This is a genomic window from Xenorhabdus mauleonii, from assembly GCF_900113945.1.
GTDB lineage: Bacteria > Pseudomonadota > Gammaproteobacteria > Enterobacterales > Enterobacteriaceae > Xenorhabdus > Xenorhabdus mauleonii.
Map to the genome: position 1 here is coordinate 146,226 of NZ_FORG01000007.1, position 12,462 is coordinate 158,687.

The 12,462-nt window shown below is 40.3% G+C and carries 7 protein-coding genes; 3 read left to right on the forward strand and 4 right to left on the reverse strand.

What is annotated here, in order from left to right:
• Nucleotides 1-39: 39 nt before the first annotated feature.
• Nucleotides 40-729, reverse strand: coding sequence for a phosphate regulon transcriptional regulator PhoB (gene phoB, locus BM100_RS09420; protein WP_092510239.1), 690 nt, complete (start codon nt 727-729; stop codon nt 40-42).
• Between the two features lie 311 nt (nt 730-1,040).
• On the opposite strand from phoB, the gene sbcD reads away from it, so the two are divergent.
• From sbcD to BM100_RS09435, 3 genes are read left to right on the forward strand one after another with little or no spacing between them, the layout of a single operon-like run.
• Nucleotides 1,041-2,258, forward strand: coding sequence for an exonuclease subunit SbcD (gene sbcD / locus BM100_RS09425; RefSeq protein WP_092510241.1), 1,218 nt, complete (start codon nt 1,041-1,043; stop codon nt 2,256-2,258).
• A gap of 17 nt (nt 2,259-2,275) precedes the next feature.
• Nucleotides 2,276-5,956, forward strand: a complete 3,681-nt coding sequence (locus BM100_RS09430; RefSeq protein ID WP_092510243.1) for an SbcC/MukB-like Walker B domain-containing protein — start codon at nt 2,276-2,278, stop codon at nt 5,954-5,956.
• A gap of 20 nt (nt 5,957-5,976) precedes the next feature.
• Nucleotides 5,977-6,141, forward strand: a complete 165-nt coding sequence (locus tag BM100_RS09435; RefSeq protein ID WP_139216949.1) for a type II toxin-antitoxin system HicB family antitoxin — start codon at nt 5,977-5,979, stop codon at nt 6,139-6,141.
• A gap of 2 nt (nt 6,142-6,143) precedes the next feature.
• Here BM100_RS09435 and BM100_RS09440 read toward each other — a convergent pair whose 3' ends face one another.
• The 3 genes from BM100_RS09440 to BM100_RS09450 form a co-directional block, all read right to left on the reverse strand.
• Nucleotides 6,144-7,766: an ABC transporter substrate-binding protein gene (locus tag BM100_RS09440; protein ID WP_092510247.1), complete on the reverse strand. Its 1,623-nt coding sequence runs from the start codon at nt 7,764-7,766 to the stop codon at nt 6,144-6,146.
• Nucleotides 7,767-9,082: 1,316 nt separating this feature from the next.
• Nucleotides 9,083-10,732, reverse strand: a complete 1,650-nt coding sequence (locus tag BM100_RS09445; RefSeq protein ID WP_244590622.1) for an ABC transporter substrate-binding protein — start codon at nt 10,730-10,732, stop codon at nt 9,083-9,085.
• Nucleotides 10,733-10,800: 68 nt separating this feature from the next.
• Nucleotides 10,801-12,435 (reverse strand): ABC transporter substrate-binding protein, encoded by a 1,635-nt coding sequence (locus tag BM100_RS09450; protein WP_092510249.1) that lies wholly within the window; start codon nt 12,433-12,435, stop codon nt 10,801-10,803.
• Nucleotides 12,436-12,462: the final 27 nt, after the last annotated feature.

The following is a 12,462-nucleotide window of genomic DNA, read 5'->3' on the forward strand; positions in this document are numbered from 1 at the left end:
ACAACCATTCCCCACCAATGACAACAGAATTCAGAGTCATCAATAGCGGGTAGAAAAGCGATATCCCGTACCTCGAACTGTTTGCACCATTTTATCGTGCTGCCCGATTTCCAGTGCCTTACGTAAGCGTCGAATATGCACATCAACAGTGCGATCTTCTACATAAACATTTGTTCCCCATACATAATTGAGTAACTGTTCACGGCTATAAACACGCTCTGGATGAGTCATAAAAAAGTGAAGAAGTTTAAATTCAGTTGGCCCCATTTCTAAATCTTGCCCTTGGCTGGAAACGCGATGAGATGACGGATCTAAAATTAGTCCATCCATATCAATAACCTCTTCCGACTCCATCGGTGAGATTCTGCGCATAACCGCCTTTACCCGGGCAATCAATTCCTTGGGTGAAAAAGGCTTAGTAATATAATCATCCGCCCCGACATCGAGGCCACGGACTCTGTCTTCTTCTTCTGCGCGGGCGGTTACCATAATGACAGGAATCATTTTGGTATTATTGTCCCGTTTCATTTGCTTAATAAGCTGTATCCCTGACCCTCCGGGAAGCATCCAGTCCAATAGCACCAAATCAGGATAAGGATCTGACAGATGCTTTATCGCCATATCGTAATCTTCAGCTTCAATGGCCTGATACCCATTTTGCTCCAGCACAAAACAAACCATTTCACGGATCGGTACTTCATCTTCAACTACCAAAATACGTTTAACCATGGTTAATCCTGTCAATATTATAAAAGCCAGCAACATTAACTCTATATTATTATGGGTCAATTTTATGACAATTTTATGAAAACAATGATTTCTCTATTACCGGGCTGCGAACTCATTCGCAAGGAATATATTACAGCTGTGTCATATTTCATTTTTAATGCGAATCAGCACGAATATTTAATATCAGGAAATAAATTAGGCAAGACATCCTCCCTCCCCCCATTATAATTAGCGCTTGTTATGGCTAAGAAACTGGTTATGGCTAAGAAACTGGTTATGGCTAAGAGAAAAACCGGCACGGGCGAAAAAACATGAGAATCATTCATACATCGGACTGGCATCTTGGCCAATATTTTTTTACCAAGAATCGGGCCGCAGAGCATAAATACTTTTTACACTGGCTTATTGAACAAATTGTACAACATGACGTCGATGCCCTAATTATTGCCGGGGATATTTTTGATACCGGCTCTCCCCCCAGTTATGCGCGGGAGCTTTATAACAAATTTATTGTGGCGCTACAGGCGACTGGCTGCCAGCTGGTCATTCTTGGGGGAAATCATGATTCAGTGGCCACTCTCAATGAATCCAAAGCCTTGCTCTCTTATCTGAATACAACGGTGATTGCCAATGCCGACAGCGAAGAAACAGAACAGCAAATAAAGATCCTGAACACTAAAGGCGGTCAGGCCGGAGCGATCCTCTGTGGCATCCCCTATCTTCGCCCGCGGGATATCATGGTCAGCCAAGCCGGGCAGTCTGGTACACAAAAGCAACAAGTCTTGCAGGATGCCATTACTGAACATTACCACCAGCTTTACCAACAAGCCTGTACATTACGGGAAAAATTGGGTAAGCCTTTGCCGATCATTGCCACCGGCCATCTGACCACTGTGGGAGCCTCTACCACGGATTCTGTGCGTGACATTTACATTGGCACATTGGAAGCCTTCCCCGCACAAGCTTTCCCACCCGCTGATTACATCGCGCTTGGGCACATTCACCGCCCGCAAGTTGTTGGTAAATCGGAACACATACGTTACAGCGGCTCTCCCATTCCTCTGAGTTTCGATGAAGTGGGTCAGGAAAAAAGCGTCTGCTTGGTCGATTTTAAAACGGGCAAACTTGATAGCATCACACTTTTGCCGATCCCCCTTTATCAGCCAATGCAACTTATCCGTGGCAATCTGAAACAGATAGAAGAACAATTGCAGGCGTTCAAAAAGTATCAAGGAGCACTTCCTGTCTGGCTGGATATTGAAGTCGCGACTCAAGATTATCTGCACGACATTCAAAAACGCATCCAGGTACTGTGCGAAGGCTTACCGGTTGAGATTATCCTGCTGCGGCGCAGTAAAAATACCCGCCAACAGTCGCTGTCTGAACAAAATAAAGAAACCTTGACCGAACTGAGTGTTACCGAAGTCTTTGAGCGACGTTTGGCACAGGCTGAAATTGATGACCTTTCCCAGAAACAACGCCTGACTACCCTGTTTAAGCAAACGCTGGATGATATCTCTCAGCAATAACACGAAGAGCATATGCCATGAAAATTCTTAGCTTACGGCTGAAAAATATCAATTCCCTGCAAGGCGAATGGAAAATCGACTTTACCACGGAGCCTTTTGCCAGCAACGGGTTGTTTGCCATTCTCGGCCCAACCGGAGCAGGTAAAACCTCTTTGCTGGATGCCATTTGTCTCGCCCTGTACCATGAAACACCTCGGCTCGGCACCCTCTCTGCTTCTCAAAACGAATTAATGACCCGCCATACCTCAGAGTGCCTTGCGGAAGTGGAATTCGAAGTTAAGGGCATCGGCTATCGGGCATTCTGGAGCCAGCGCCGCGCCCGCAATCAGGCAGATGGCAAACTTCAGTCACCAAAAGGTGAGTTGGCACTTAAAAAAGACGGCAAAATCTTGGCTGACAAACTGCCAGAGAAAAAAGAAAAAATCGCAGAAATAACAGGCCTGGATTTTAGCCGTTTTACCAAATCCATTTTGTTGTCGCAGGGGAATTTTGCCGCATTTTTAAATGCTCAAGATAAAGATCGGGCAGATCTATTGGAAGAACTGACAGGCACTGAAATTTACGGCATTTTGTCTCAGGAAATTTATCAACGCCATAAAGATGCTCAATCTGAGCTGAATATCCAGCAAGCCAGGGCTGCTTCCATTGAATTGCTGACGCCAGAACAACAACAATCGTACCAAGAGCAGCAACAGCAATTAATTGCAGAAGAGACACAACTCAGCCAGCAAATTAAGGCACTGCAAATTGCCGAGCAATGGCTGTTCAGACGAGATGAGCTCCAGCAATCACTGACGAAAAATACACTGCTCTTACAACAATCAGAACACGCCATTCAGGAAGCGCAACCTCAATTACAGCAACTTGCTGCCAGTGAACCAGCAGAGAAAATTCGTCCATTATGGGATACACAAAACCGTATCCGGCATGAAAAACAGCGGCTCACCGAGCAACGGGTAAAGATAGAAAATGAACGTCAGCTCCAACTGATTCAGCTACAACCTGCCGAACAGCAACTCACCCTATTGGAAAAACATCGGGCAGAGCATCAACAGTATCAGAATCAACAGGAAAAGCTCATTTCAGAACAAGTTATGCCGCTCGATCATAAGATTGATATCCAATCAAAAGATTTGCTGACACTTGAGAAAGAAATTTCGGGGAAAAAGCGCGAGCTATCTGACATCGTATCCCAGTACCAAGCTACAAAAAATCAAACAGATACGATGAATAAAGAACAAAAATCACTGGAAGCCCATTATGAAGCAAATCCCCATTACCGTGATTTGGAAAATAAGCTGCCTGAATGGAAGCAGCTCTTTGCCCGCCAAAATGAACGACAAGCAAAAATAAGCCAGCTCACACAAAACACCCAGCACATTACCGCAGAGATTACTCATTCCACCGATCAATTAAATAAATTACATATTGAGTTGGCAAAACAACAAGATCAAAACCAAACCTTACATAACGATCTAAATACAACTGAAAAACTGTTCACTGACTTGCAGCAAAAGCATCCATTAGAACAGTTACAGAAATACTTGGAAATTTATCAACAACAGCTGACATCGCAAAACAAACTTGAGGTATTACTGCCTCAGATCCAACAACTTCAAACGACGATCTCAGCCTCGCAGACGCAACTGGCACAATCTCAGGCGTTAGTGCAATCCTTGCCTACGCAGATAACAACCTTCAATCAGCAACTCGCAGACAAGCAGCAACATTATGATGATCTCAACAATCGAATTCGTCTGGAGCAGCGGATCGTAAGTCTGGAACAAGAGCGGGCACAACTGAAAGAAGGTGAATCCTGCCCGCTGTGTGGCTCGACTCACCATCCTTTAATCAATGAATATCAGACTATTGCCCTGCCAGAATCAGAAGAACGATTAAAGAATCTGCGTCAGCAAATTGAAAAACTGCAAGAGAAGCGCACTGAATTGCAACAGAAACAGCAGATTCAGCAGCAACATTGCGAACAATTGCAACAAAATATCGAGCAATACAATGCTCAGTTGGCCGATCTGATCAAACAATGGGAGCGTCATTGCCAGTATTTGCAACACACAGAATTGCCGATGGATGCGAAGCAGGTCAACGATTTTATCGGCCAACGACAATCTGCTTATCAACAATACCAGCACCAAAAAGAAGCGCTATTACAGGCAGAAAAAGCCTGCCAAGCAGCAGAAAAAGCACTGGCATTGGCTCGCGGCCAATATCAGGAATATGAGCAAAAAATTAGGCTGGAAAAGGTCAGGCTGGAAGCTGAAGAAAAACTGTTGGCAGAAAAAACAACCGAAATTCAGCAGATAGAAGCGGATTATTCAGCGACAACACAGCAGTTAAGCAGTGAATTGCAGCTAACACCTTTTACCTTGCCTTCTCAACAAGAAACTGAAAACTGGCTGCAACAACGCGAGCAGGAAGTAAAAAACTACCATAATTCACGTGAAAGATGGCAATTCCTGCAAAAAGAGCTGGCTGGGCTGCAAAGCAAACTCGATGAACTGGAAAAACAAAAAAATAAGCTAACCACTCATTGCAACAACTTGAATGAAGAACAGCAAAAACAAACGCAAATATTGGAACAAACACGCCAAGAGCGTCAGCGCTTATTTGGTTATCAATCCATTTCAGACATTCGCCAAAATTTACAACAAAAAACCAATGAACTGGAGAATGCTTACAAGCACAGTCTCTCCCATCTGCAACAACTGCAAAATAAAATGAATCAATTAACCGGCGCAGCCAGTGAAATTGAAAAGAACCATACTACGGCAGAAGCAGAATATACACTTGCCACCGAGCACTTCCGTAACGGATTGTCACAACAAGGTTTTCCGGATCAACACGCTTTTGAACACGCGTTATTGGCGCCGGAACAACGGGAAACATTACAGCAGCTACAAGAAAAGCTTGAACATCAACAACTACAAACCAAAACAAGACATCATGAATCAGAAATAGCACTACAAAAACATGAAGGAATCAAACCCTCATTGCTTGAGCAACATGCTGCGCCGCAATTATCTGCCATATTGGGCGATGCTACAGTTCAATTAAAACGTAACAACCAGCACCAAGGCGAAATCAGGACACAACTGAATAGCGATGCAGCCCGCCGTCAGCAGCAGCAAACACTACTGACACAAATTGCACTTTCACAACAAAACTATGATGACTGGAGTTACCTCAATAATCTCATTGGTTCCGCAGATGGCGCTAAATTCCGTCGTTTTGCCCAAGGATTAACACTGGATCACCTCGTACATCTGGCAAATATCCGTCTGGAAAAACTCCATGACCGTTATTGCTTGCAGCGCAAAGATAATGGCAGTTTGGAATTGCAAGTGGTTGATACTTGGCAGGCCGAGGCCATTCGGGATACCAAGACCCTTTCAGGCGGGGAAAGTTTTCTTGTCAGCCTTGCACTTGCACTTGCTTTATCGGATCTAGTAAGCAACAAAACACAAATAGAATCCCTGTTTCTTGATGAAGGTTTTGGCACACTTGATCCTGAAACCCTTGATATCGCCTTAGATGCCTTGGATCACCTTAATGCCTCAGGAAAAACCATCGGTATCATAAGTCATGTTGAAGCATTAAAAGAGCGTATTCCAGTCCAAATCAAGGTAGAAAAAAAGAATGGATTGGGCTTTAGCCAATTAGCACCAGAATTTCGGGTTTAGCCCATAAATAATGGGTTACCCTGAAAGAATACCAAAACGGGCAATGGATTTTAATTCCTGCCGATATGAGCCAATTTGAAGGCAAAATCGAGCGTATTAATATTGCATTGCCACTACGTTTAATGGAGCCTGCATCAACAGGCTCTCAATGGAATGGCACATTCAATAATTTCATCAATGAATGAGTTTAATGTTTAATAACATAAAGATCTTTCGTTGCTACTTGTCCCAAAGAGTTAGAATAATAACCCCCAATATAAGGTTTCACCAATATCGCATTGACATAATAATAAACAGGAATGATAGGCATATCTTTTGTCAGAATATCAACAGCCTGTTGAAAATCCCCTTGATTATTGGTTTCTCCTGCTTTTCTTACCAAATTATCAAAATCTTTATTTGAATAAGATGAGGTATTATTTGTCTGATCCGTTGCGAAAATAACTAAAAAAGCCATTGGGTTGTCATAATCAGCAATCCATCCTCCCCTGACAACATCAAATTTCCCTTGATGCTCATTATCTAACATAACTTTCCATTCTTCAGTTTGAATTTTGGCAATAACGCCAAGATTTTTTTTCCACATTGATGTGGCCGCAATAGCAATTTTCTTATGCAGATCTGACGAGTTATAAACTAGATTAAATGTAAGAGGATGAGTTTTATTAAAACCGGCTTCATTCAATAATTGTTTAGCTTTTTCATTCCGTTGAGCTTGTGTCCAAGATTCATAATCAGGTTTTTTAAATTTAAAACCCCCAATTCTGGGAGGAAGAATGGTATAAGCCGGTATTTCGCCTTGGGCCACAACCCTATTGGCAATAATGTCCCTATTCAGAGCCAAACTCAATGCTTGCCTGACCCTGGCATCATTAAAGGGTGGCTTTTTGTTATTAAATTCATAGTAATATGTACTAAGAATGGGCGTAATATGAACCTGTGAGCTCATTTGTTTTTTTAATGATGCAAAACTCTCCAGCGGAATAGTAAATGTCATATCTATTTCTCCGGCCAGATAGCGATTTAAATCTGAGATATCTGAGGAGAGTGGCAGATAAGTGACTTTATTAATCACCGTATTTTTATTATCCCAATAATCAGGGTTTCTGATGCCAACGATTTTTTCATTGACTTGCCATTGAGATAATTTGAATGCGCCACTAGAAACAAAAAACTCAGGTTGAGTCCATTTAACACCGTATTTTTCGACAACTTTTTCACTAATCGGAGAGGTAATAGCGAAAGCCAGCATCTGTAAAAAATACCCTACCGGTTTTTCTAACGTGACTTCCAATGTAGAATTATCCAATGCCTTAACACCCAATTCTTCCGCTTTTTTCTTCCCTGCTAAAATCTCTTTTGCATTCACTACAGAGGCATTAACAAAATAGCTGCCATAGGGAGATAATGTTTTGGGATCGGTTAGGCGTCGCCAACTAAACACGACATCATGAGCGGTAATGGGTGTGCCATCAGACCACTTGATTCCTTTTCTTAAATGGAAAATCCACGTTTTTTTATCTTTCGTTTCCCAGCTTTCAGCCAGCCTAGGCACGACATTTCCTTTATTATCAATACTCACTAATGTGTCAAAAAAATCATAGATGATGTTGAGTGCGACATTACCTTCCACTTTATCAACATCCAATGATGCAGGCTCTGCACCATTATTACGCACTATTTCTTGTTTTTCTGCCAACTGCGTTCCGGGTGGAACCACAGCGGCATAAGATGCTGTAACACAACCCAACATAATACTTATAGAATAAGTTAATGTTTTCAGGGTATTAATTCCAATATTATTGAACATATTAAATCTCCCATCATTATACATAGTGCTGTGTTCTTTATATTTGGTGCTTTTAATATTTAGTTTTTTTATACGTGACCCTTTTATTTCAATTCAACTCATTAGCCAATGTTAATTTATATATAAAAATATCCTTGAGAATTACAAATGCATATTATTAAGATAAAGTTATTAATGAAAGCCTACCCAGTTTCGAATATACCGAATAAACTGCAAGATGCAGATAACATAAAGAAAGTAACCATTTAGGCACAAAGGCAATTCTATGTTTACAATTTTTTATACTTATCCATTTATCATGCTTATAACTGCCTGTGCTTAACATGAGATATATTTTATATAATGAGTATAAAATGGACTATTTAACAATACAGATAAAAAAATTACATTATTATTTAATCCTGAAAGCTAATATAATATTTGTATAAGAGTGATAAGTGTTTAGTATACCTCCCCCGTCAATATGGCTCCTTATATCTAACATATTATTCCAGCCGAGTGTTTTTTCAAGCAAAAAAACATCCCTTATTTTTACATTATATGACAAAAATGAACATCCCCCCAATTAACACAGTAGACGAAAAAACATATAATTGCATATATGTTCTAATTAGTAAGATAGATTTATTTATCATAAGAATGAGTTAATGAGCAATCTAACTTAATAGATGGGGAAGGTTTGTTTTTATAAGAAAGCATTATTGATAAAGATATACATACAATAAAGTCATATGAAGAATATATTTCATGACTTGTTTTGCCAGAAAAACATTCAATTAATTCATGATTTTTTATTCAGTTTTTTGTCTTGGTGCTCATAAGCATTGTGCATCATTGATGCTTACTTTATATGGCTTCCGTAATTGTTTTATCAGAAGCCATATGTACACTAACCTTAAGCCCTATCAATTGATACAACTGATTTCATCAAATGACAGCGGCTACACAATATGAACTCCTCGCTATCATTATTGCGGATTTTAATAATTAGGCACTCATAGCAGTAAGTTGTGGCTGATTATCTAAAATAGGTAGTACTCTCTTAAAAGCACCGGGTTGGCGCAATGCTGTTATTAATTGGTTAATGAGTTTCTCTGTCACATGGGGCATTGCGAAAAGGTGTGCATATTTAATCCCATTTTTAGTTTCTGTAGACAGGGAGAAATCACCAACAATGTCATTGTCAGGGCAAAGGAACAGAATGCTGAGGATTAGCAACAGTATCAGATTGAATGATAGTTAATACATTGTATTTTAGCTCTTTCAAGCTGCAACATTCTAAGGTGCAGCTTGAAATTGATTAGAAGTGGCTTTTTTTAATGTTTGATAACATACAAATCTTTTGTTGAAATAAAGCCTCTTGGGTTTACATAAAATCCACCAATATAAGGCTTAACCATTTTGGTATTTACAAAATAGTAAACGGGAATAATAGGGGTATCTTTTGTTATGATCTCAAGTGCTTGCTGATAATCTTCTTGTTTATTTGTCTCACCGGATTTTTTCACCCAATTATCAAAATCTTTATTTGAGTATAATCCGGAATTATTAGAGTGATTTGAGATAAAAATGCCTAGAAATGCCATTGGGCTATTATAATCACCAACCCATCCACTTCTTACCACATCGAATTTCCCTTGTTGCATATTATCCAGAACAACTTTCCATTCCTGATTTTGTAATGAAACATCTACACCCAGGTTCTTTTTCCACATAGAGCTGGCAGCAATGGCCATTTTTTTATGCATTTCCTGCGTATTATAAAGAAGGTTAAATTTTAGCGGATTACTTTCGCCAAAACCCGCCTCACTTAACAATGCTTTCGCTTTATCAATACGTTGCTCCTGTGTCCAGGAAGCATAATCGGGTTGCTGTAAATTAAAGCCACCTATATTCGGAGGAATAATGTTATAAGCCGGTTTTTGTCCCTGTCCCAATACCTTGCCCGTGAGAATATCTCTATCCAAAGACAGACTTAATGCCTGCCTTACCCTAATGTCATCAAAGGGGGTCTTTTTATTATTGAATTCATAATAGTAGATACTGGCTTTTGGCGTAACATGGACTTGATCGCCCAATGTTTTCTTGAGATGGTCAAAAGAATCCACAGGAATATTTTTTGTTATATCAATTTCCCCCGCCAGATAGCGATTAAGTTCAGCTTTCTCTGAAACGAGGGTGAGATATGTCACTTTATTAATGGCGGTGTTTTTGTCATCCCAATAATGAGAATTTCTGACTCCGACCACTTTTTCATTCACTTTCCATTCAGATAATTTAAATGGCCCACTACTGACAAATACTTTCGGCTGAGTCCATTTATCACCATATTTGGTGACTGCTTTTTCACTGAGCGGCACCATGACCGGATGTGCGACTATCTGTAAAAAATCAGCAACCGGTTTATCTAAGGTCACTTCTACCGTGAAATCATCCAACGCTTTTACGCCAAGTTCTTCCGCTTTTTTCTTTCCTGCCAGCACTTGGTTTGCATTCATGACAGAAGCGTTACCGAGATAGCTGCCATAAGGTGAAATTACATCAGGGTTCACCAAACGCCGCCAGCTAAATACCACATCATGCGCTGTGATTGGTGTGCCGTCAGACCACTGGCTCCCCTTCCTTAAATGGAAAACCCATGTTTGATTATCTTTCGTTTCCCAGCGTTCCGCCAATCGAGGCGTGATGTTGCCTTGATTATTGGTATAAACCAATCCGTCAAAAAAATCATGGATAATAGCGAACTCAACGTCGCTTTCAACTTTATGGGCATCCAATGATGCCGGTTCTGCACCATTGGCACGTACAATTTCCTGTTTGTCCGCCAACTGAGTGCCTGCTGGAATCACGGCCGCATGGGATAACGCAATGTTGCCCAAAATCATGGCAATTGAGCACGATAATACTTGGATGGGTTTCTTTATCATGACGTTTATTTTATTTTGTCCTATTTTATTTTTTTTCATTTTTTTCTCTACAATTTCAATCCACAATAATAAGAGCCTGCTGATACAGGCTCTATAGAGTAAATTAATTAATGCTCTATGATATAAAGGTCTTTTGTGAAGTATTCGCCCCTTGTGTTAATATTAAAACCACCGACATAAGGCTTAACCATATTATGGTTAACGTAATAATAAACAGGCATAACCGGAAGGTCTTTTGCTAATATGTCAGAGGCTTTTTGGTAATAATCTTTAGCCCCAGTAATACTGGCTTTTTCCACAATAAGATCAAACTCTTTATTTTCATACAGCGATGTATTTTTAACTTGACCGGATGAAAACAGAACTAAAAATGTCATTGGGCTGTCATAATCAGCAACCCATGCCCGCCGGATAACATCAAATTTACCTTGATGCATATTATCCAACATCACTTTCCATTCTTGATTCTGCAAAGCCGCATTCACCCCAATATTTTTTTTCCACATTGAACTTACGGCAATAGCCATTTTCTTATGTGACTCTTGAGTATTATAAAGAAGGTCAAAAGTCAGAGGATTATCTTTATTAAATCCAGCTTCATTCAATAACTCTTTTGCTTTAGCAACACGCTGTTCCTGAGTCCAAGAAGCATAATCAGGCTGCTCAAATTTCAATCCACCAATATTTGGCGTCAGCATCGAATAAGCCGGTAATTGCCCCATTCCCAACACTTTATCGGCAATAATTTCTCTATCTATGGCTAAACTCAGAGCCTTCCTGACCCTAGCATCATCAAACGGGGGTTTTTTATTATTAAATTCATAGAAATATACCGTCGATTTAGGCGAAATCTTCACTTCATCAGGCAATGATTTTTTTAATAACGGGTATTCGTCGGTGGGAATAGTAAAAGTAATATCAATTTCTCCCGCCAAGTAGCGGTTTAAATCGGCTTTTTCTGAAGACAATGGAAGGTAAGTGACTTTATTAATGACGGTATTTTTATCATCCCAATATTGTGAATTTCTGACGCCGACCAACTTCTCATTGACAATCCACTCAGAAAGTTTGTAAGGCCCGCTTCCCACAAACGATCCCACTCGGGTCCATCTATCACCATATTTTTTTACTGCTTTTTCACTGATTGGCACCAGAACCGGATGGCCTAGCATTTGCAGGAAATCACCAACAGGTTTATCTAATTTAACTTCCAACGTAAAATCATCCAGCGCCTTTACCCCAAGCTCTTCTGATTTTTTCTTACCTGTCAGTACATCACCCGCATTCACGACTCCGGCGTTTTCAAGATAACTGCCGTAAGGTGAAACCGTGTCTGGCTCAATCAATCGCCGCCAACTGAAGACCACATCATGAGCTGTAATGGGGGAACCATCTGACCATTTAATATCTTTTTTTAAATGAAATACCCATGTTTTATTATCATTGGTTTCCCAGCGTTCTGCTAACCTTGGCTCAATTTCTCCTTGTTGGTTAACACTAATTAAGCCATCAAAAAAGTCGCTGATAATATTGAATTCGATATCACTAGAAACTTTATGGGTATCCAATGAAGCAGGCTCAGAACCATTATTACGCACCAGTTCCTGCTTTGCTGCGAGTTTTGTACCGGGAGGAACAACGGCAGCATGGGATACGGCGATATTCCCTAATATCAACGCAACAGCGCAAGAGAGTCCTTTTATCTTTTTGCTCGTGATGATTGTTCCCATTACTTTCTGCATTTTAATGCTCTCCATCATTATTTTTAG